We start from the raw sequence: 22,181 nt of genomic DNA, 5'->3' as shown, positions 1-22,181 counted from the left end.
GGCACCGAACGCCAGGGCCAGGATGTCCTTGCCAACCAGGACACGGGTCAGTTTGGGGTTATCGCCGGTTTTCATCCTGAAATCCCTTATCCGCGATAGACCTTTTTATCCTGCGCCTTCCGGCCAGCGATGTGAACCCCGGCTGAGCGGTGGTCAGAGCTGGCGGCACAGCTCCATCCAGCGATCGATGCCGGCGCTGCGGTATTTCTGCTTGTGCAGGATGAAATAGAACTGGCGGTCAAAGCGGCGATGCTCCGGCACCGCCAGGGGCACCAGGCTGCCCCGGCGGAAGGCATCCGCCAGGCAGACCCGGGACAAACAGCCGATGCCCAGGTTGGCTTCCACCGCCCGCTTGATGGCCTCGGTATGCTCCAGCTCCAGCAGGATTTCCAGGTCCGGAAGCAGGCCGTGCATGCCGCGCTCGAACGTCTGGCGGGTGCCGGAGCCGGGCTCCCGCATGATCCAGGTGGCCTGGCGCAACTGCTCGTCACTGAGTTGCTCCGCCCCGGCCAGGGGGTGCTGGGGATGGCAGAACACCACCAGTTCATCGCCACGCCAGGGAATGACGTCCAGCTCCGGCGATTGCAGCTCCCCCTCGATCAGGCCGATATCCAGCTCGAAATCACTGACCCGCTCGGCGATGGTGCGCGTATTGGCAACTTCCAGGGAAACCCGGGCGTGGGACTGGGTTTTCATGTATTCGGCCATGACGCCGACCGCCAGGTAGTTGCCGATGGTAAGGGTGGCGCCGACCTTCAGGGCCCCGGCCTCGGTGTGTTTGGCCAGTGCCTGCTCAAGCTCCCGGGCCTGGGCCAGCAGTGCTTCCACCTGGGGCCGGAACAGCCTGCCGAGCTCGTTGAGCTGGAGCCGCTTGCCGACCCGGTCGAACAGCTGGATGTCGAACTGGGCCTCCAGTTCCTTCAGGGCGCTGCTGGCGGCGGACTGGGACATGGCCAGGGCCGCGGCGGCTTTGGTAATGTTCTGGGTGTGGGCGGCCGCCAGGAAGACTTCCAGTTGTCGGAAGGAGTAACGCATAATCGATTTAACCGAATAAGGTTATGAAAATATCCCATTTTGTCGATAGGTTAATCTCGCGTTATCATACGATCAACTTTTAATCAGCAATTTCTGATTCTCACGTTCTGGAAAAGGCGACACCATGAGCAACATGAACACTGAAAAAGTAACCAGTGTCCGGCACTGGAACGACACCCTGTTCAGTTTCACCACCACGCGGGACCCGGGATTCCGGTTCAAGAACGGTCATTTCACCATGATCGGCCTGGAAACCGACGGCAAACCGCTGATGCGCGCCTACAGTATCGCCAGCGCCAATTATGAGGAGGAGCTTGAGTTCTTCTCCATCAAGGTCCAGGACGGCCCGCTGACCTCTCGCCTGCAGAAGATCGAGGTGGGTGACGAGATCCTGGTGAGCCGCAAGCCCACCGGTACCCTGGTGCTGGATCATCTGCTGCCCGGCCGTAACCTTTACCTGATCAGCACCGGCACCGGCCTGGCGCCGTTCCTCAGCATCATCAAGGACCCCGAAGTCTACGAGCAGTTCGACAAGGTCATCCTGACCCATGGCGTGCGCTATGTCTCCGAGCTGGCCTACCAGAAGGACATCGACGACCTGCCCAACAACGAGTTCTTCGGCGAGATGGTGCAGGGCAAGCTGGTGTACTACCCCACCGTCACCCGGGAAGATTTCCGCAACCAGGGCCGGCTCACCGACCTGATGGAAAACGGCAAGCTGATGAAGGACCTGGGCCTGCCGGAATTCAACCTGGAGGACGACCGCTTCATGATCTGCGGCAGCCCCAGCATGCTGAAAGACACCTGCGCCATCCTCGACCGGCAGGGCTTCAAGGAAGCCCGCCACGGTGACCTGGGTCACTACGTGATCGAGCGGGCGTTCGTGGAAAAATAGCCCTGGCGCCCACGCTTAACCAGTGAATGCAGGAACCCCGAGGCGCGAGCTTCGGGGTTTTTTGTTCGGGAGAAAACAATGGTCATGACGGTCGGTGTCGACGGCTGCCGGGCCGGCTGGTTCTGGGTCAGCCAGACTGAGGGGAGGCTGGCGCAGGGCGTTGCGCCGTCCATCACCGATCTCATGGCTGCGCTGCCGCCGGACAGTCGCGTGTTCATCGACATTCCCATCGGCCTGCTGGATGGCGGCAGTGAAGGCAGGCAATGCGACCGGGAGGCCCGGCGCCTGCTCGGGCCCGGCCGTGGCTCCTCGGTGTTTCCGGCGCCTTACCGGCCGGTGCTGGCGGCCGCCAGCGACGATGAGGCCAAACGCATCAGCCTGGCGGTCAGTGGCCGCATGCTGAGCAAACAGGCCTACTACATCAGCCCGAAGATCCGCGAGGTGGACGATTACCTGGCCGCCAATCCGGGGCGCGCCGGCCAGTTGCGGGAGGTGCATCCGGAACTGGCGTTCTGGAGTCTGAATGCCGGGCGGGCCATGGCCCACGGCAAGAAAACCCGCGCCGGTTTCGAGGAGCGCCGTGATCTGTTGGCGCGCTATCTGCCCCAGGCACCCGCCCTGATCGACCAGGCCCTGACCGGTCACAGGCGCCGGGACCTGGCCCGTGACGATATCCTCGACGCCCTGGTGAACCTGGTCCTGGCCAGCCTGCCGCAAACCCGTCTCCAGAGCCTGCCGGCGGTCCCGCCGAGGGACAGCCGGGGGCTGAGGATGGAGATCCTGTCATTACGGGACAATTGTGAGGTTTTGTAAGTCCGGGTAACGCAATGTAGGAACGAGCCCGCCCGTCCATTCGTCGGTTCTGGTGTAACCACTGATCGCAACCCACATGGACGACAACAATGAACAAAAAGCGTTTGACGATTCCGGGCCTGCTGACCACCCTGCTGCTGTCCGGCTGCCTGCCCAGTGCTGACGGCGTGTCGCCGTTCCGGGGCAATGTCGGTGCGGACAATGCCGGCAAGACCCACTACCAGGCCCAGGTGCGCCGCACCTCCTTCGGGATTCCCCACATCGAGGCCCGGGACTTTGCCAGCATGGGCTACGCCTACGGCTATGTGCAGGCCGAGGACAACCTGTGCCTGCTGGCGGAGGATACCCTGACCATACGTGGCCTGCGTTCACGCTACCTGGGGGCGGAGGGACGCTACACCATTCCCTCCAATGGCGCCGCCACCAGCAATCGCGAGGCGGACTTCTTCTGGCGCAGCGTGGCTACTGACGAGGCCACTGCTCCGCTGAGGCTGAACAGCGATCCTGAAGTGCTCGAAGCCTCCCAGGGCTATGTCGACGGCTTCAATCGTTACCTGGAAGAGATCCGGGAAGGCAAGCATCCGGATCGCCACCTTGCGTGCCGGGACCAGGACTGGCTGATGCCCATCGAGACGGCTGACATGTATCGGCGCTATTTCCGGCTGGCGGTGCTGGCCAGCTCCTCGGTGTTCGTGGACGGCATCGCCAAGGCCGCGCCGCCGCTGCCCGGCGAGGGCAATGGCGAGGTCTCAGCCGAGGCCATCCTGGACCAGCTGGAGGCTGCCACCGGCGGAGACACCGGCTCGCTGCCGTTTCCACTGGGTGACGAGCTGCCGATCGGCAGCAACATGTACGGCATCGCGGACGGAGCCAGTCGCACTGGCGAGTCCATGCTCTTTGGCAACCCGCATTTTCCTTGGGAGAAGACCGAGCGCCTGTACCTGGCGCACCTGAAAGTGGGGGAGGACACCGAGATCATGGGGGCGGCGCTCTATGGTCTGCCAGCCGTGTTGATCGGTTTCAACGACAAGCTGGCCTGGAGCCACACCGTCTCCACCGCTTACCGCTTCACCCTTTACGAGCTGACCCTGAACCCGGCCGATCCCACCCAGTACCTGTTCGAGGGTGAGTTCATCGAGATGCAGCCGCAGGAAATCACCATCGAGGTGCTGTTGCCCGACGGCAGCATCGAAACCGAGACCCGCACACTCTACCGTTCCCACTACGGGCCCATGCTGGAGTTCGAGGCGGCCGGTGTCCCTGTGCTGAACTGGACGTCGGCCAAGGCCTATACCCTGCGGGACGCCAACGCCGAAAACGACCGGCTGCTGAACCAGTTCTTCCGCTGGAACCAGGCCGACAGCTTTGAGGACTTCGTCGAGCTGCACGCCAGCGTGCTCGGGGTGCCCTGGGTCAACACCGTGGCCACAGGGCCCGGCAAGCCGGCCTACTACGGCGATGTGACGGTAGTGCCCAATGTGCCGGATAGCAAGGCCCAGGCCTGCGCCACCGGTCTGTCACCGGTATTCGACCAGCTGGCACCGGGGCTGCCCCTGCTGGATGGCGCCCGCGCCGACTGTGCCTGGGACAGTGACCCGGATGCGCCCGCAGCAGGTATCTTCGGGGCCGGCAACCTGCCCACCCTGGTGCGCGATGACTGGGTCCACAACTGCAATGACAGTTACTGGCTCAGTAACCCCGCCCAGCCCCTGACAGGCTTTGCCGCCATCATCGGCGATGAGGGCACCGCCCGTAGTCTGCGCACCCGCAAGTGCATGCAGCAGGTGATCCAGCGCCTGGACGGCAGCGACGGCCTGCCGGGTGCCACCGGCTTTGACCTGGCCAACCTGCAGCAGGTGGTGCTGGACAGCTCTCTGATGTCCGAACAGCTGGCCCGCCAGACGGTGCTGGACAATCTCTGCCTCCTGCCCGGCCTGGTGGCCACGGATGGCAGTCTGGTGGCCACTGGCGAAGCCTGCGCGGTGCTGGCTGGCTGGGATGGCAGCCACAATCTGGACTCGGTGGGTGGCCATATCTGGCGCGAGTTCTGGCGGGACATCGACGCCCTGCCGGTACCATCCCCCACAAAATGGCTGCAACCGTTCAGTGCCAGCGACCCGGTCAACACCCCGGCCCGCCTGAATCCGGCCGACCCCCTGGTGACCGCGGCCTTTGCCGATGCCATACAGCGGGTGGAGGCATCGCCGTTCGACTTCGATACCGCCATGGGGGAGATGCAGGTCAGCGGCATTCACGACAGGGCGATACCGGTATTCGGAGGCGAGGGCTTTGAAGGTGCCTTCACCATCGCCAGCTCCAGGGGCAGCGATTTCGTCTCTGCCGGTTATCCGGTCCGCTACGGTAACAGCTACATCCAGACGGTCACCTGGGACGCGCAGGGTCAGCCGGTGGCCGAGGGTTTTGTCACCTATTCCCAGGCCACCGACCCGGCCTCGCCGTATTTCAGCGATATGACCGAGCAATACGCTCGCAAGGAATGGATCCGCTTCCCCTTCACCGAGTCCGATATCCGGTCGGATCCGCAGCTGGTGGAATTCCGGCTCAACGCCATCAAGCGTTGACCTGAGGCGGCGGGCTGTGGGAGCTTTTCGTTTGCCCACGCCCGCTTGCGTCACCGGAGGTGCCATGAAATATATGTTCGAAGTCCACATCAAGCCCGGTCACAGTGCCGAACAATACGCCGACGCCTGGGTGCGGGCCAGTGAGCTGATCCAGCGTGCCCCCGGTGCCCGGGGCACCGAACTGCACCGCAAGATCGGCGACCCCAATGTCCTGGTGGCCATTGCCCACTGGGACAGCAAGGCGGACCGGGACGCCATGGAAGCGCGGCCCAATGAGCGTATCAAGGAGATCATCCGCAGCGCTTCGCACGTCTGCGATATCCGGCCCATAGGCGAGTTTGACGATCCGGAATGGGTGGTGACGCCCGACCGGGCGGCGCCGGAGTCCTGACTGAGCTGGCTGTCATGCCAATGACTTGGTGGCATGGAACCCTGAGCGGCTGACGGCACTTGTGGAGCAACAACGATGACTGGAAACCAGGCGATACCATTCCGTGAGGCGCTGGCGGTGTGGTGGCGTATCGGCCTGTTGAGTTTTGGCGGCCCCGCCGGCCAGATCGCGCTCATGCACCGGATCATCGTGGATGAGAAGCGCTGGCTGGACGAACCCCGTTTCCTCCATGCCCTCAACTACTGCATGTTGCTGCCCGGCCCCGAGGCCCAGCAGCTGGCAACCTATGTGGGCTGGTTGCTGCACGGGGTACGGGGCGGGTTGGTGGCGGGCCTGTTGTTCATCCTGCCGGGGGCGCTGCTGATCCTGGCGCTGTCCTGGCTCTACGTGCTGTTGGGCGGCGTCAGCCTGGTGGCGGGGCTGTTCGTGGGGCTCAAGGCCGCGGTGCTGGCCATCGTGGTGCAGGCGCTGATCCGGATTGGGGGCAGGGCGCTCAACGGGGTCCTCAAACCTCTGCTGGCGGTGGCGGGCTTCCTGGCCCTGTTCGTCTTCGACCTGCCGTTCCCGCTGGTGGTGCTGGGGGCCGGGCTGATCGGTTTCGCCGGTGCCCGCTGGTTTGCTCGCGCCCCGGCCGGCAGCGCCGAACCTGCGCCCGCAGTGGTGCTGCGTCCCGGTACCCGCAGGGCCGCCCTGGTCTGCCTGGGGCTCTGGCTGGCCACCGTGTTCGGCCTGCTGGCTGTGCTGGGGCCGGACAGCGTGTTCAGTGATATCGCCGTATTCTTCTCCAAGATGGCCATGGTGACCTTTGGTGGCGCCTACGCCGTGCTGGCCTACGTGGCCCAGCAGGGGGTAGAAAGCTTCGGCTGGCTGCAGCCGGGGGAGATGCTCGATGGCCTGGGCCTGGCGGAAACCACGCCGGGGCCGCTGATCCTGGTGACCCAGTTCGTCGGTTTCCTGGCGGCCTTCCGCGAGGCCGGCGCCGGCGGCAGTCTGCTGCTGGCCACCCTGGGCGCCGGCCTGACCACCTGGGTGACCTTCCTGCCCTGTTTTCTCTGGATCTTCGCCGGCGCGCCCTATGTGGAAAAACTCCGCGGCCACCGGGCGCTGTCGGCGGCGCTGGCGGCCATTACAGCCGCAGTGGTGGGGGTGATCGCCAATCTGGCGCTGTGGTTCGCGATCAACGCCCTGTTCGATACTCAGCGCGAGGTCACGGTGGCCGGACTTGGATTGCAACTGCCGGAGCCGGGCAGCGTGGATCTGACCACACTGGCCATCGCGGTGGTGGCGTTTGTGCTGGTATTCGGGCTGCGGCTCGGCATCCTGCCCCTGCTGGCCAGCTGCGCCCTGTTGGGAATGGGGTCGGCGCTGCTGGCGAGCTAATCGCCGTGACGTCGGCCATAGTATTTGGCCAGGGGCGCGGCGCTGACACCGTGAACCAGCAGGGAGGCGGCCACCAGCAGGCTGGCGCCGACCCAGACGCTGTGGTCGCCGGTCTCCCGATGCACCAGCATGGCGTAGAACAGGGCGGACACCCCGATGGGTCCGAACCAGCCTGCCAGCAGGGCCACCGGCCAGTCCCGCCAGGGCCCGATGCCCGGCCGCAACAGCAGGATGACCGGCAGCCGGCGCAGCGCCAGTATCGACAGCACCAATGCCGGTCCGGCCCAGCCCAGGGCCAGCCAGTCCCGCCAGGGAATCATCAGGCCCACCAGCATGAACACCGGCAGGGTGAAGAACAGGTTCACCGCCTCCTGCACCCGGGCCTCCTCGCTTCGCTCTTTGCCACCGACCTGCTGGTCGAAAGCGATGCCGGTGGCGAACACCGCCAGGATGCTGTCGGTGCCCAGGGCCTTGGCGCCACCCAGGGCCAGGACGGTGAGCGCCAGGGTGGTCACCAGAAAGGAGGGCTGATCGATCAGGTCGCGGGCCTCCGCCAGGCGCAGGGCGGTGCCCGCCAGCCAGCCGAGGATGGCGCCCAGCACCACCGCAACGACCACTTGCCACAGCAGGACATGGAGCAGCCAGTCCTGCAGGGGTGCATTGGCGCTGCCCAGCAAAAGGATGGGCAGCATGACCAGTGGCAGGGCAAGACCGTCATTGAGGGCCGATTCGGCAGACAGGGTGTGGCGGAAACGGCCCGGCAGGTTGCCGGTGGCAACGCCGCCGGTGACGATGGAACTGGCCACCACCGGGTCGGTGGCACAGACCGCGGCGCCCAGCATCAGCGCCGTCATCAGGGTCAGGTCCAGTACCCCAAAGGCCAGACCGCTGCTGGCCAGCCACATCAGCGGCATACCCAGGGCCAACAGCAGGATCAGGGAGCGGCCCTGGCGGAATACGAAGCGCGGGGGAAGGCGCAGGGCGATACCCATCAGGCTCACCCCCAGCGTCAGGCGGGCGGCCTGCTCGAGGATAGCCATCTCGTCGCCCCAGCGGGCGGGGTCGAGCCAGCCCAGTACTGGTCCGGCCATGACCCCCACCAGGAAGGCCAGCAGGGGCGGTGACAGCACACTGCGGTTCAGAAGCCGGGAGACCAGGCCCATTGCCAGCACGGTGGCACCCACCAGCGCCAGGGCAATGTTGAGCTCGGTCATGGTCACAGCCTCCTAAAGTCCGGATTCGCCAGTTTGTACACCTACAGAGGCAGACATGGCCGCGGACCGGGAAACTTCAAGGGTTGGCGGTCGCCAACCCCAAGCCGGCAACCACCACGCGGTTGCGACCGTCCTGCTTGGCCCGGTAGAGCGCGGCATCGGCCTTGCGCAGCAGATCTTCCTTGTTTTCGCCCTGGCCGGGAAAGCTGGCGATGCCTATGGAGATGGTGATGGTGCCCACGGCCCGACCGTGGTGCTCCAGATCCAGGGCTGCCACCCGCTGGCGCAGTTCCTCGGCGCGGTTCACGGCGGTCTCGGTATCGGCGCCTGGCATCACCAGCAGGAACTCCTCGCCCCCCATGCGGCAGGGAATGTCGGAGGTGCGCACGGTGCTGGTGATCAGTGTGCCCAGGCGTTTGAGCACCAGGTCGCCGGCATCATGGCCGAAGCGGTCGTTGAACGACTTGAAGTGGTCGGCGTCGATGGCCACCACCGACAGCGGCGCGCCGCTGCGCTGGCTCTGGGCCAGCTCACGATCCAGGGTGGCTTCAAGGTAGCGACGGTTGAACAGACCGGTGAGCGGGTCCTGGATGGACTGGGCACGGAGCTCCTGTGCCAGCCGAAGGTTGCTGAGGGACAGCGCCAGGAGGTCAGCTATTTTGTGGGCCACCCGCAGCTCCTCGGCAGTGATACTGCCGCGGGCGGCACCCCGGGGCAGGGCCAGGTAAAGGCTGCCGAAGCTCTCGTCGCGGCTCATCAGGGGAATGCAGGCGCTGGCCTGCACCTCGGTCTCGGAAACATGACGGCAAAAGACCTCCACCGAATGAGTGTCGGCGCAATGGGAGCGCCCCACCCGTAGGGCCCGGCAATCCACCGGCGCGAAAATCTGCTGGGGCTGGTGCTCCAGGCCCCAGATCTCCACCGCTTCCGCCAGGTTACGGGAGGGCACGATGGCGTAAAGCGCGCCGCTGAACTCGGGGAGCAGCAGGCGGCAGGTTCGGGCGGCGGCGACATAGCCCTCGGCCGGGTTCTGGGACGAGGTCAGCATGGCCTGAAAACGCTCCAGGGCCTCAGACTCGGCGCGGGTGGCTCCCAGCTCTGCGGCCATCTGATTGAAGCTCTGGGCCAGGGTGCCCAACTCGTCGGAGCGCTTGACCTCGATGCGCGCCTCCAAGTCGCCCCGGGCTACCCGACGGGCGCCAACCCGCAGGGCTGCCAGGCTCTTGAGGGTTTCAGACTGCATCAGGTAGAGCATCACGAAGCCCAGCAGCACACTGGCGACCGGCAGTATCAGGGCCAATCGCTCTACGGACAGCATATGGGCACGATTTTCCGCTGACAGTTCTGCCAGTCGGTTTTCCTCCCGCTCGATGGAGTCCGCCAGCTCGGCGCGGATTTCATCGATCAGTACCTTGCCCGCCCCGGAGGAGATAATCGCAACCGCCTGGTTCTCCGCTTCCATGGCCTGATAGGTCAGGGACTGCAAGCGGTCATGGAGCCGCTCTGCCAGGGCCCGGGCCTCCAGCTCCGCAGCCTGGGAGCCGGTGTGAGCGGTCTGGATGAACAGATTGCGGAACTTCTCGGCATCCGCCATCACCTCTGACCAGGCAGCTGCGTTGGCGGTGTTTGCGCTGACGCGGGCGGCGGCCGCGACGGTTTCGAGGAATTCGTCCAGGCCCGGCAGCAGACTCGTGCTGGTGCTGGCAGGTTCGGAGGTCTGTAGGGCGTCCCAGAAAGTGTCGAGCTGGTGCAGAGCGTTAAAGCCCCTGGACATGAGCTGATCGGGCGCTTGCTGGCGGGCGGCAATGATGGGTCTGGCCACGGTCTCCAGCCAGCGCTGGAACAGCTCGTCGACTCTGTCCACGGTAGCCTGGCTGTCCGGCGACAGCGCCAGCCAGTTGCCGGTGGACGCCGAAAACTGGGCCTGAGCCTGGTGGTAGGGCTCCAGGAATTCCAGTTTGCCGGTGATCACGTAACCGCGCTCACTGGTCTCCGCCGCCAGCACGGCATTCAGGGTGTCCTGGCGCAGTGCAATGGTGCGGATGCTGCGCTGGACGTCGGCGGACTCCTCCAGCGCGGTTTCCAGGCTCTGGTACACCGCCCATGACGACAGCAGGATCAGCACCAGCGGCAGGGCCGCGCCGATCAACAATTGAGCTCTGAGGGGGGTGTGGCGCCAGAATTTGAGGCGATAGGGGGAAGGAGCCATAACGTTCTTGTCTAAAGCATTGAATACGGATTCAAAGCAATGCTAGCACGGTCGAAAAAGATGTATCGTAAGAGAATGTACTACCGGAAAGATGTGACCATGACATATCCGGCCCGGGGTCACCAATGCCCGCCGGGCCAGATGCGCCGGTGGACCCGGCGGGGAGGATCAGCTCCCGGGCTGCTCCGGCAGTGGCTGGCGGCGCTTTTCCTCTGCCCGACGCATCAGGTACCAGGCAATGAACGCCACCAGCGACACCACCAGGATAATCAGCGTGGCCAGGGCGTTGATCTTGGGGGAGACCCCGAGCCGCACCGAGGAGAACACCACCATTGGCAGGGTGGTGGCGCCCGGACCGGACACGAAGCTGGCAATCACCAGGTCATCCAGGGACAGGGTGAAGGCCAGCAGCCAGCCGGACACCAGCGCCGGCAGGATCACCGGCAGGGTGATGATGAAGAAGGTCTTCAGCGGCGTGGCGCCCAGATCCATGGCGGCCTCCTCGATGGAGCGGTCCACCTCCCGCAGCCGTGCCGCCACCACCACCGCCACGTAGGCGCTGCAGAAGGTGGTGTGGGCGATCCAGATAGTGCTCATGCCCCGGTCCGCCGGCCAGCCGGTGAGCTCGGCCATCTGCACGAACAGCAGCAACAGTGACAGCCCGGTGATGACTTCCGGCATCACCAGCGGTGCGGTGATCATGCTGGACAGCAGGGTGCGGCCCCGCATGCGGCGGAAGCGGGTCATCACCAGGGCCGCCAGAGTGCCGATACAGACCGCCATGGACGCGGAGTAGAAGGCAATCCGAAGGCTCATCCAGACCGCCGACAGGATCTGCTGGTCGCGGAACAGGGCGCCGTACCACTCGGTGGAGAAGCCTCCCCAGACCGACACCAGCCGGGAGGCATTGAAGGAGTAGGCCACCAGGATGAACATGGGCAGGTAAAGGAACAGCAGTCCCACCACCAGTACGAAGCGGGAGAAACGGATCTTGCGCAGGCTAGCCATTCTTTTCCATCTCCCGAGCCTGGAAACGGTGGAACAGGATGATGGGCACCAGCAGCAGTGCCAGCATCACGATCGCCAGGGCGGAGGCCACCGGCCAGTCACGGTTGCTGAAGAATTCCTCCCACAGCACCTTGCCGATCATCAGGGTATCCGGGCCGCCCAGCAGTTCCGGGATCACGAACTCGCCCACCGCCGGGATGAACACCAGCATGGCGCCGGCAATAATGCCGCCTTTTGACAGCGGCAGGGTAATGGTCCAGAAGGTCTTGAAGGCCCGCAGCCCGAGGTCTGAAGCTGCCTCCAGCAGGCGGGTGTCCAGCTTCACAAGGTTGGCGTAGATGGGCAGGATCATGAACGGCAGGTAGGCGTAGACAATCCCGAGAATCACCGCGAAGTTGGTGTTCAGCATTTTCAGGGGCTGCTCGATCAGGCCCAGCCAGAGCAGCAGGTTGTTGAGCAGGCCCTGGTTGCCGAGGATCCCCATCCAGGCGTAGACCCGGATCAGGAACGAGGTCCAGGACGGCATCATCACCAGCAACAGCAGCACCAGCTGGGTCCGCGCCGGTGCCCGGGCGATGGCGTAGGCCATGGGGTAGCCGATCAGCAGGCACACCACGGTGGCCAGGAAGGCGATCTTCAGGGATCCCCAGTAGGCAGCGACGTAGAGGCTGTCGGACAGCAGGAACAGATAGTTGCCAAAGTTGATGACGATGGACAGGCTGTCGTTGACGAAATTGAACACCGGCTGATAGGGCGGTATCGCGATCACCGCGCTGGAGAAACTGATCTTCAGCACCAGCGCAAACGGCAACAGGAAGAACAGCGACAGCCACAGGAACGGAATGCCGAATACCGTCAGCGGACTGGCGAGGCGCTTTCGCAGGACCCGCAGCAGGGTTGCCCCGGTCATTCCCAGAGCACCATGGGGCTGTCGGCGGACCAGGATACGAACACCGGGTCACCCCAGGTGGGGCGCTCGGCCCGGCGCTCGCTGTTGACCATGCTGGCCTGCACCCGCTTGCCGTTGGCAAGGGTCACGAAATAGTTGGAGACCCCGCCCAGGTAGGCGATGTCCTGCACCACGCCGGCGCTCCAGTTGTGCTCGCCCTCGGGCTGCTCCCGGCTGATCAGGATCTTCTCCGGTCGCAGCGCGATCATGGCCTCGGTGGTCTCGGCGGGGGTGGTGACGCCCCGGTCGATGAACACCGGGGTGTCCAGCTCGGCGCTGGCCAGGGTCAGGCTGTCGGCCTCGTCCGCCAGGATGCTGGCGGTAAAGATGTTCACTGAGCCCACGAATTCCGCCGTCATGCGGCTGTTGGGACTCTCGTAGATGTCCATGGGGGAGCCGGTCTGGGCGATCCAGCCATGGGACATTATGGCAATCCGGCCGGCCATGGTCATGGCCTCCTCCTGGTCGTGGGTCACCATCAGGCAGGTGACGCCCACTTTCTCGATGATGTCCACCACCTCAAGCTGCATCTCGGTGCGCAGTTTCTTGTCCAGTGCGCCCATGGGCTCGTCCAGCAGCAGCAGCTTGGGCCGCTTGGCGAGGGAGCGGGCCAGCGCCACGCGCTGTTGCTGGCCGCCGGAAAGCTGGGCCGGGCGGCGCTTGGCGTAGGCTTCCATTTTCACCAGCCGCAGCATCTCGGTGACGCGCTGGCGGATCTCCGCCTTGGGCAGGCGGTCCTGTTTCAGGCCCATGGCAATGTTCTGCTCCACCGTCATGTGGGGAAACAGGGCATAGGACTGGAACATCATGTTGGTGGGCCGCTGGTACGGAGGCAGCCCGGTAATGTCCTGGCCATCCAGGATGATGCGACCCTGGTCCGGCGTCTCGAAGCCGGCCAGCATCCTCAGCAGTGTCGACTTGCCGGAACCCGAGCCGCCCAGCAGGGCAAAGATCTCGCCCCGGTGCAGCGTCAGGCTGACGTTGTCCACCGCCAGGGTGGAATCAAAGGATTTGCTCACGCCCTCGATCCGCAACAGCACCTGATCGGTGGCAGCGGCGGCGGGCATGGCGGGCGTGCCTGTTGGTGCGGGCATCGGCCGGGTCTCCAGTACAGCGGATCGAAAGTTCAGAAAAAGGGGCGGCCAGGCCGCCCCTGGTGTGCCGCGATCAGCGGCCGGATTTGACGCTGGTCCAGGTCCGGGTCACCAGACGCTGGGTGTCCATCGGCCGGCCTTCCATGATGTAGAGCTTCTTCATCACTTCGTCGGACGGGTAGATGGAGCTGTCGCTCAGGATCTCGGGACTGACGAACTCGTTGGCCGGCTTGTTGGGGTTGGCGTACCAGACGTAGTTGGTCACATCGGCGATGATCTCCGGACGCATCAGGAAGTTCATCAGCTTGTGGGCGTTGGCGGCATTGGGCGCACCCTGGGGGATGGTCATCATGTCAAACCACAGGGCAGCACCTTCCTTGGGAATGGTGTACTTGATGACGTTGCCATTGCCGGCTTCCTCGGCCCGTGCGGCGGCCTGCAGGATGTCGCCGGAATAACCGGCCGCCACGCAGATGTCGCCATTGGCCAGGTCCGCGATGTAACGCGAGGAATGGAAGTAGGTGACATTCGGGCGGATGGCGGCAATCACTTCACCGGCCTTGGCAATGTCGGCGGCGTCGTTGCTGTTGGGGTTCAGGCCCACATAGGCCAGCGCAGCCCGCAGCATTTCCTCACCGGAATCCAGCATGGTGATGCCACAGCCGCCGGCCGCCAGCTTGGCGGTCACGGTGGGGTCGAACACCAGTGCCCAGGAGTCCACCGGCGCGCTGTCACCGAGGATGGCCTTGATGCGGCCTTCGTTGTAGCCGTAGCCGTTGGTACCCCAGAGGTAGGGCAGGGAGAAGGTGCTGCCGGGGTCGACCTTCTGCAGGTCGTCCATCAGGTCCGGGTTCAGGTTCACCATGTTCGGCAGCTGGCTGTGGTCCAGCTTGACGAAGGCGTTGGCGGAGATCTGCTTGCTGACGTAGTGGTTGGAGGGCACCACCAGGTCATAGCCGGAACGGCCGGACAGCAGGGCCGCTTCCAGGGTCTCGTTACTGTCGTAGACGTCATAGATGACCTGGATGCCGGTTTCGGCGGTGAACTTTGCCAGAGTGTCCTCGGCAATATAGTCCGACCAGTTGTAGACACGCACCTCTTCGGCCGCCTGGGCGGTCGCGGTGCTCAGGCCCAGCGCCACGGCGGCGGCAAGAGCGGTTTTTTCAAAGGATTTGATCATGGTTTGCCTCTCGGGGTCAGAATTGAAAAAAACCAAAAAACACCACGGGTGTTGCCAACTGTTCGGACCGAACAGATCTGTTCATAGCGGCGCGGTCAGCGCCCGCCATCAAGACACGGTTACAACCACGCCTGCCCGCCCCCGCCCGGCTCGAAGGCCGTTCAGGGAAGGGAGAATTGGGGCAGGTCGCGTTCAATTGGAGCAGACACGCTGGCGCTGGCGGGCCGCACAGGCCTCGCCGAACGCACGTAACAGGGCGCGGTAGAACGGATAGTCGCCTACCTCGTGGCAGGGGTGCCACTGCCATTCCGGGTGCCACTGCACCGCCAGCACGAAGGTATCCGGCTGGGCCAGGGAGAAGGCTTCCACCAGACCGTCCTCGGCCACCGCCTCCACCTGCAGGCCGGGGGCCAGGTCGCGGACACCCTGTTCGTGCAGGGAGTTGACGTACACCGGTTCCGGGCTGTCCCAGATGCCCGCCAGGTGCCCGCCAGGCAGGATGCGAATGGTATGACCCTGGCTGTAGCGCTGGGCCAGCGGCGCCTGCTTGTCTTCCCGGTGTTCCAGGAAGCGCCCCTGGGTATGGAGCTTCTGGTGGAGGCTGCCGCCCAGGGCCACGTTCATTTCCTGGAAGCCCCGGCAGATGCCCAGCACCGGCACGCCGGCGGCCACGGCGGCCCGGATCAGCGGCAGGGTGGTGGCGTCACGCTTGGGATCGTGTTCGGTGCCGGGCTCGCTGCCTTCACCACGATAATGGTGGGGCTCGATGTTGGAGGGCGAGCCGGTCAACAGGATGCCGTCCAGACGCTCCACCAGCTGGGTCAGGGGCAGACCCGCTCCCAGGGCCGGGATGGCCACGGGTATGCCGCCAGCCCCCTCGGCGACGGCACGGGTGTACTTCTCGCCGACGGTAAAAATGGGGTGCTGGCCATCGGCGTGATGGCTGCAGGCACTGATACCGATCAGGGGAAAAGCCGCCTCGACAGGGCGAGCGGACGGTTGCGTAACCACCAATAACGAACTCCATCAAAGCGCTTGGTCTGGAGAGCCGCCAACGGGCTCCCGGGTAATCCGCAACAGACGTCTGCAAAGGGTCTACAGGACGTTCCCTGGTCAGGAAACACGCAATATCTATCACGCGTTGAACCCCTGCGCCAGCGATTTTTCCGGACCGGGTTTACGACATGTGCGTATCTTGCAAAAGTGCCCGAAAAACAGGATAAAGGAGCGTTAGGAAGTCCCTGATTCCCGTGCCCGTTTCGATCCTTCACGGGCGGGCGGGGGAGTCCGGCCATACCCTGTGCCGACGCAAGCGGCGACAGTCCGAATTTGAGGCAAGAAGGCTTTTCCTATGGGTTCTGGTTCCGCGAGCGCCGACGCGTTCCTTCAGGCGCATCCCGAACTGCAGTTCGTCGATCTGCTGATTCCGGATATCAACGGCATCGTTCGCGGTAAGCGGGTGGACCCCTCGGCACTGGCGAAGGTGTTCGAGCGGGGTATCGCCCTGCCAGCTTCCATCTTCGCCCTCAATATCCAGGGCACCACCGTCGAGGAAACCGGCCTGGGCCTGGACATCGGCGAAGCCGACCGGGTGTGCCTGCCCATCGACGGCACCCTCACCATGGAACCCTGGCAGAAGCGGCCCACCGGCCAGCTGTTGCTGACCATGTACGAGCTGGACCGGGAAACGCCGTTTTTCGCCGACCCCCGGGTGGTTCTGCAGAACATCGTCAAGCGCTTCGAGGAGCTGGAGCTGACGCCGGTGGCGGCCTATGAGCTGGAGTTCTACCTGATCGACCAGGAGAACCTCTCGGGCCGGCCCCAGCCCCCCAAGTCACCCATTTCCGGCAAGCGCCCGGCCGGAACCCAGGCCTATTCCATCGACGACCTGGACGAGTACGCCGAATTCCTGGCGGATGTGCTGGACGCCGCCCACGAGCAGGATCTGCCGGCGGATGCCCTGGTGGCCGAATCGGCGCCTGGCCAGTTCGAGGTCAACCTGCATTACGTCAACGATGCGGTTCGGGCCTGCGACCACGCCACTCTGCTCAAGCGCCTGATCAAGAACATGGCCTACGACCATGAGATGGATACCACCTTCATGGCCAAGCCCTACCACGACCAGGCGGGCAGCGGTATGCACCTGCATGTCAGTCTGCTGGACAAGGACGGCCGTAACGTGTTTGCCGGCGACGCCGAGCAGCCCAACCAGATGCTGCGGTGGGCCATCGGCGGCCTGATCGCCACCATGAACGACGCCATGGCGCTGTTCTGCCCCAACATCAACTCCTACCGGCGGTTCAGCCCGGAGTACTACGTCTCCAGCGCGCCCACCTGGGGTGTGGACAATCGCACCGCGGCCCTTCGCCTTCCCGGTGGTGACCCCCAGGCGCTGCGCATCGAGCACCGGGTGGCCGGTGCCGACGCCAACCCCTATCTGCTGATGGCGGCGGTACTGGCGGGTATCCATTACGGCATTTCCAACCGCATCGAGCCGCCCCCGGTGACCGTGGGCAACGCCCATGAGCAGCATGAGGCCAGCCTGGTGAACAACCTGCGGGACGCCCTGCGGGAGCTGAGCCAGTCCAGGGTCATGGCGGACTACCTGGGTTCACGCTTCCTCGATGTGTTCGTGGCCTGCAAAGAGAACGAGATCACCGAGTTCGAAAGGACCATCTCCGATCTCGAGTACCTGTGGTACCTCCACACGGTCTGAGCCCTGGCTGCCGATGACCGGCCTGACAAACAAACGGCGCCTCGAGGGGCGCCGTTTGTTTTGGACTGCATTGAATGGGGTTCCATGGCAGGGTCTTGCCGGAAGACGGCTAGTCCAGCATCAGCCAGGTGGCCTTCAATTCGGTGTACTTGTCGAACGCGTGCACCGATTTGTCCCGACCGTTGCCGGACTGCTTGAAACCGCCAAAGGGCGCGGTCATGTCGCCGCCGTCGTAGTGGTTGATCCAGACACTGCCGGCCCGCAGCGCCTTGGCCACCTTGTGGGCGGTGTTGATGTTGGCGGTCCAGACCGCTGCCGCCAGGCCGTAGATGGAATCGTTGGCGATGGCGACGGCCTCCTCGGCGGACTGGAAGCCGATGACCGAGAGCACCGGCCCGAAGATCTCCTCCGAGGCGATCCGCATGCGGTTGTTGACGCCACCGAACACCGTGGGCTGGATGAACAGGCCGCCGGTTTCCTGCATCACCCGCTCGCCGCCCTCCACCAGCCTTGCGCCTTCGGCCTGGCCGATGCCGATGTACTCGATGATGCGGTCCAGCTGGGCTTGGTCGACAATGGCACCGCAGGTGGTGGCCGGATCGAGCGGATGGCCCGGGCGCCAGGCCTTGAGCGCCTTGCAGACCCGCGCGGTGAAGTCCTCCCGGATGCTTTCCTCCACCAGCAGGCGGGTGCCGGCGGTACAGACCTCGCCCTGGTTGAAGGCAATGGCGCCGGCGGCCTCGGCGGCGGCCTTGTCCAGGTCCGGGGCATCGGCGAAGACGATGTTGGGGCTCTTGCCGCCGGCCTCCAGCCAGACCCGCTTCATGTTGGACTGGCCGGCGTAGATCATCAGCTGCTTGGCCACGTTGGTAGACCCGGTGAACACCAGGCAATCCACGTCCATGTGCAGGGCCAGGGCCTTGCCCACGGTGTGACCGTAGCCGGGCAGCACGTTGAACACGCCGGCGGGAATGCCGGCTTCCTGGGCCAGCGCCGCCAGGCGAATGGCCGTCAGCGGCGATTTCTCCGAGGGCTTGAGGATCACCGAGTTGCCGGTGGCCAGGGCCGGGGCAATCTTCCAGGACGCCATGATCATGGGGAAATTCCAGGGTACGATGGCCGCCACCACCCCCATGGGTTCCCGGGAAATCATGCCGATCTGGTCATGGGGAGTGGGGGCCAGCTCGTCGTAGACCTTGTCGATGGCCTCGGCGGTCCAGCGTATGGCACGGGCGGTGGCCGGCACGTCCACCTTGCGGGCGTGGCTGATGGGCTTGCCCATGTCCAGGGTTTCCAGCAGGGCCAGTTCGTCGCCGTGACGCTCGATCAGCTCGGCGAAGCGAATCAGCACCGCCTTGCGGTCCGCCGGTGCCAGCCGGCTCCAGGTGCCCCGCTCGAACACCTGCCGGGCCGCGGTCACGGCCTGGTCGGCATCGGCCTGGCCGCAACTGGCGACCGCGGCAAGCTCGCGGCCGTCGATGGGGCTGATGGAGACGAAGGTGTCGCCCCCGGCGGCCCACTGATAGGCGCCGTTGACATAGGCACGGCCCTCGATGTTCAGCTGGCTGGCCAACGCCTGCCACTGGGCCTGGCTGCTGGGGGTGGCGGATACGACTGGCTGGGACATGGTGGCCTCTCCGGCTGGGTACTGGGCGGGGAACTGGCCACCATACTAGCAGTATTCCGGCCGCTCACCGCAGTGGAAACTGTAGGTAGAATAACGGGGCTTCCCGAGCGCCCGAAGCCGTCATAGACTTGGCCCGGCGGGCGTTTTTCGGCCGCTCGACAATCATTTGCCATGGCGCCACCTGATGACCCAGCACACACCGGTTCCTTCCTATTACGCCGCCACCGCCAACCCGGCTCCGGACCGGCCGCCGCTGCAGGGCAGCCGCCAGGCCGATGTCTGTGTGGTGGGGGCCGGCTATACCGGCCTGTCCACCGCGCTGCACCTGGCGGAAGCCGGCTTCCGCGTGGTGGTGCTAGAAGCGGTCACCGTGGGGTGGGGCGCCTCCGGCCGTAATGGCGGCCAGTTGGTCAACAGCTACAGCCGGGACCTGGACACCATCGAGCGGCAGACTACACCGGATCACACGGGCCTGCTGGCGAAGATGGCGTTCGAAGGCAGCCAGATCATCCGTCAGCGGGTGCAGGCCTACGACATCCAGTGCGACCTCAAGGAGGGCGGTATCTTTGCCGCCCTGAACGCCCGCCAGCTGACTCACCTGGAGAAGCAGCAGGCCCTGTGGCAGCGTTTCGGCTATGACCAGCTGGAGCTGCTGGACCGAGACGCCATTCGCGCCCGGGTGGGTACTGACCGTTACATCGGTGGTGCCCTGGATCACACCGGTGGCCATATCCACCCCCTCAACCTGGCGCTGGGGCAGGCGGCGGCGCTGGAGTCCCTGGGTGGCGTTATCTGCGAGCACTCGCCGGTCACTGAAATCCGTCCCGGTCGGCCGGCCACGGTGGTGACAGCGCAGGGGCAGGTGAGCGCCGATTTCGTGGTGCTGGCGGGTAACGCTTACCTGGGCGGCCTGGTGCCGGAGCTTGGCGCCAAATCCATGCCCTGCGGCTCCCAGATCATCGCCACCGAACCCCTGGATCCTGACACCGCCGCCCGGCTGCTGCCGAAGGACGACTGCGTCGAGGACTGCAACTATCTGCTGGACTATTTCCGGCTGTCCGGTGACCACCGTCTGATCTATGGCGGCGGTGTGGTCTACGGCGCCCGGGATCCGGCCAACATCGAGCGGCTGATCCGCCCCAAGATGTTGAAGACCTTTCCGGAACTGGCGGGTATCAAGGTGGATTACGCCTGGACCGGCAACTTCCTGCTGACCCTGTCGCGGCTGCCGCAGATGGGGCGCCTGCAGGATAACGTCTATTACTCCCAGGGCTGCTCCGGCCACGGCGTCACCTTCACACACGTGGCGGGCAAGGCGCTGGCGCTGGCCCTCCAGGGTGATGCCGGGCGTTTCAACGCCTTTGCCAGCCTGCCGCACTATCCCTTCCCCGGCGGTCGCCTGTTCCGGGTGCCATTCACAGCCCTCGGTGCCTGGTATTACGCCCTGCGGGACCGGCTCGGGGTTTAGCCGCCCCGGGCCGGGACTGCAACCGGCTGATCAGATCAGCACGTCGGGGTTGAGCAGCCCGTCCGGGTCCAGGGTCTTCTTGGCGGCCCGCAAAACCTCGGCGAACAGTTCCGGGCGCTGGCGGTCGTAGCCGGGCCGATGGTCCCGCCCCACCGCATGGTGGTGGGTAATGGTGCCGCCCAGATCGATCAGAACTTCCATGGCCGCCGCCTTGATCTGGTCCCACTGCTGGCACTGGCCGTCCGGATGGCCGGGGGCAATGACGGTGTAGTAGGGCGCCGGTCCGTCCGGGTAGGCGTGGCTGAAACGGCAGGTCACCAGGGCCTGACCGCAGATCTCCCGGGTTACCTGTTTGACCCGCTCCATCACCTCGCCATGAAAGGCCGCGAACCTGTCCCAGGTAATGGCGGTCTCGAAGGTTTCCGCCACCATCCCCAGACGCACCAGGGCATCCCGCATGTAGGGCGCCCGGATGAACTGGTTGCGCCACTCCCCGGCGGAGTCGCCATCGCTGCTGCGGCGCTTCTCCCGCTGGAGTTGGCCGCCAGCGCCCTGGGCAATCTCCAGCGCCCGCGCCATGCTGGCCTCCACGGGATGGTCGGCGGATTCGAAACCCACCAGCAGCAAGTGCTTCTGACCGCTGCCGATGCCGTTCATCATGGCCTCACGGGCATCGATCAGACGGCAGTTGCTGGGGTGCAGGCCGGACTGGGCCAGCTGGCGCACCGCCTCGGCTCCGGTCAGGAAACTGTCGAACAGCAGACTGCGGGTGGCCCGGAATACAGGGCGGTCCTGCAGGCGCATCCAGGCCGCGGTAATAAAGCCCAGGGTGCCTTCCGAGCCCAGGAACAGGCGGTCCGGGGACGGCCCGGCGCCGGAACCGGGCAGCCGTCGGCTGGCCAGGTGTCCCCGGGGTGTCACCACCTCGATGGCTTCCACCAGGTCGTCGATGTGGGTGTAGAGGGTGGCAAAATGGCCGCCGGAGCGGGTGGCGATCCAGCCCCCGAGGGTGGAGAACTCGAAGGATTGGGGGTAGTGGCGCAGGGTCAGTCCCCGGGGCCGGAGCCCTTCCTCCAGAGCCGGTCCGTAGAGGCCGCCTTCCATCAGCGCCGCCCGGGAGCGGGTGTCCACTTCCCGTATCCGGTTGAAGCGCTCCATATCCACTGTGATGGTGGCCGGCCAGTCCCCCCGGTAGCGGGGCTCGGTGCCGCCGACAACGCTGGAGCCGCCGCCGTAGGGAATCACCGCGGTGCCGGCGTTGTGGGCAAAATCCAGCACATCCACCAGTTCCTGTTCGGTGCCGGGACGGGCGATCAGGTCCGGGGCGCAGCGGAAGTTGCCGTCCAGGCCCCGGACGATATCCCGAAAGGCCTTGCCGTAAGTGTGGCTGGCGCGGTCACGGCGATCCGCCGAAAACAGTTTGGCCAGGGCTGCAGGTGGCGTAAGCCTGGGCTCGGGCAGCTCGAGCCGGGCCAGGTCCGGTACCGGCCGCAGGGAGGTTTCAAGGGCCCCGAACTGCATCTGGATCACACTCTGCAGCTGGCGGATCTGGCCATCGGTAAAGGCCTGGTCTTCATAGCCCCAGCCCCAGAAACTTCGTGTTGTCATGGTGGTCTTTGC

General features: G+C 65.1%; 17 protein-coding genes. 7 read left to right on the top strand and 10 right to left on the bottom strand.

What is annotated here, in order from left to right; all coding sequences use genetic code 11:
- Positions 1-153: 153 nt before the first annotated feature.
- Entirely contained in the window at positions 154-1,035 is an 882-nt protein-coding gene (locus R3280_RS03815) for a LysR family transcriptional regulator (RefSeq protein ID WP_318997253.1), read from the bottom strand.
- A 124-nt stretch (positions 1,036-1,159) separates the two neighbouring features.
- Here R3280_RS03815 and R3280_RS03810 point away from each other — a divergent pair, with 124 nt between their 5' ends.
- From R3280_RS03810 to chrA, 5 genes are all read left to right on the top strand, one after another.
- Positions 1,160-1,930, top strand: coding sequence for a ferredoxin--NADP reductase (locus R3280_RS03810; protein ID WP_318997252.1), 771 nt, complete (start codon positions 1,160-1,162; stop codon positions 1,928-1,930).
- Positions 1,931-2,008: 78 nt separating this feature from the next.
- Complete coding sequence (locus R3280_RS03805) at positions 2,009-2,743, top strand: DUF429 domain-containing protein (RefSeq protein ID WP_318997251.1); 735 nt, start codon at positions 2,009-2,011, stop codon at positions 2,741-2,743.
- An 89-nt stretch (positions 2,744-2,832) separates the two neighbouring features.
- Positions 2,833-5,325, top strand: coding sequence for a penicillin acylase family protein (locus R3280_RS03800; protein ID WP_318997250.1), 2,493 nt, complete (start codon positions 2,833-2,835; stop codon positions 5,323-5,325).
- Positions 5,326-5,389: 64 nt separating this feature from the next.
- Positions 5,390-5,716: an antibiotic biosynthesis monooxygenase family protein gene (locus tag R3280_RS03795; RefSeq protein ID WP_318997249.1), complete on the top strand. Its 327-nt coding sequence runs from the start codon at positions 5,390-5,392 to the stop codon at positions 5,714-5,716.
- A gap of 75 nt (positions 5,717-5,791) precedes the next feature.
- Positions 5,792-7,096: a chromate efflux transporter gene (chrA, locus tag R3280_RS03790; RefSeq protein WP_318997248.1), complete on the top strand. Its 1,305-nt coding sequence runs from the start codon at positions 5,792-5,794 to the stop codon at positions 7,094-7,096.
- Here the strand turns inward: chrA and R3280_RS03785 are convergent.
- The 7 genes from R3280_RS03785 to R3280_RS03755 all read right to left on the bottom strand — a co-directional run bounded on the left by R3280_RS03785 (position 7,093) and on the right by R3280_RS03755 (position 15,761).
- Positions 7,093-8,310: a cation:proton antiporter gene (locus R3280_RS03785; RefSeq protein WP_318997247.1), complete on the bottom strand. Its 1,218-nt coding sequence runs from the start codon at positions 8,308-8,310 to the stop codon at positions 7,093-7,095. The genes chrA and R3280_RS03785 overlap by 4 nt on opposite strands.
- Before the next feature lie 76 nt (positions 8,311-8,386).
- Positions 8,387-10,462 (bottom strand): diguanylate cyclase, encoded by a 2,076-nt coding sequence (locus R3280_RS03780; protein ID WP_318997246.1) that lies wholly within the window; start codon positions 10,460-10,462, stop codon positions 8,387-8,389.
- A 225-nt stretch (positions 10,463-10,687) separates the two neighbouring features.
- Positions 10,688-11,527 (bottom strand): ABC transporter permease subunit, encoded by an 840-nt coding sequence (locus R3280_RS03775; protein ID WP_318997245.1) that lies wholly within the window; start codon positions 11,525-11,527, stop codon positions 10,688-10,690.
- Complete coding sequence (locus R3280_RS03770) at positions 11,520-12,437, bottom strand: ABC transporter permease subunit (RefSeq protein WP_318997244.1); 918 nt, start codon at positions 12,435-12,437, stop codon at positions 11,520-11,522. The genes R3280_RS03775 and R3280_RS03770 overlap by 8 nt, the downstream gene beginning before the upstream one ends.
- Positions 12,434-13,570, bottom strand: a complete 1,137-nt coding sequence (locus tag R3280_RS03765) for an ABC transporter ATP-binding protein (RefSeq protein WP_318997243.1) — start codon at positions 13,568-13,570, stop codon at positions 12,434-12,436. Before R3280_RS03765 ends, R3280_RS03770 begins: the two co-directional genes overlap by 4 nt.
- Before the next feature lie 73 nt (positions 13,571-13,643).
- On the bottom strand, positions 13,644-14,750 hold the full coding sequence (locus R3280_RS03760) for a polyamine ABC transporter substrate-binding protein (RefSeq protein WP_318997242.1): 1,107 nt from the start codon (positions 14,748-14,750) through the stop codon (positions 13,644-13,646).
- A 192-nt stretch (positions 14,751-14,942) separates the two neighbouring features.
- Positions 14,943-15,761, bottom strand: coding sequence for a gamma-glutamyl-gamma-aminobutyrate hydrolase family protein (locus tag R3280_RS03755; RefSeq protein ID WP_318997241.1), 819 nt, complete (start codon positions 15,759-15,761; stop codon positions 14,943-14,945).
- Positions 15,762-16,101: 340 nt separating this feature from the next.
- On the opposite strand from R3280_RS03755, the gene R3280_RS03750 reads away from it, so the two are divergent.
- A complete protein-coding gene (locus R3280_RS03750; protein WP_318997240.1) occupies positions 16,102-17,466 on the top strand; it encodes a glutamine synthetase family protein in 1,365 nt (454 codons plus the stop codon).
- Between the two features lie 109 nt (positions 17,467-17,575).
- Here the strand turns inward: R3280_RS03750 and R3280_RS03745 are convergent, their stop codons facing one another.
- On the bottom strand, positions 17,576-19,093 hold the full coding sequence (locus R3280_RS03745; RefSeq protein WP_318997239.1) for an aldehyde dehydrogenase: 1,518 nt from the start codon (positions 19,091-19,093) through the stop codon (positions 17,576-17,578).
- A gap of 184 nt (positions 19,094-19,277) precedes the next feature.
- Between R3280_RS03745 and R3280_RS03740 the strand changes: the two genes are divergently transcribed.
- Positions 19,278-20,561, top strand: coding sequence for an FAD-binding oxidoreductase (locus R3280_RS03740; protein ID WP_318997238.1), 1,284 nt, complete (start codon positions 19,278-19,280; stop codon positions 20,559-20,561).
- A 30-nt stretch (positions 20,562-20,591) separates the two neighbouring features.
- Here R3280_RS03740 and R3280_RS03735 read toward each other — a convergent pair whose 3' ends face one another.
- Entirely contained in the window at positions 20,592-22,169 is a 1,578-nt protein-coding gene (locus R3280_RS03735; RefSeq protein ID WP_318997237.1) for an FAD-binding oxidoreductase, read from the bottom strand.
- Between the last annotated feature and the right edge of the window lie 12 nt (positions 22,170-22,181).

This window comes from Marinobacter sp., assembly GCF_033722195.1.
Classification (GTDB): domain Bacteria; phylum Pseudomonadota; class Gammaproteobacteria; order Pseudomonadales; family Oleiphilaceae; genus Marinobacter.
This window is presented reverse-complemented; position numbering and strand designations above follow the sequence as displayed.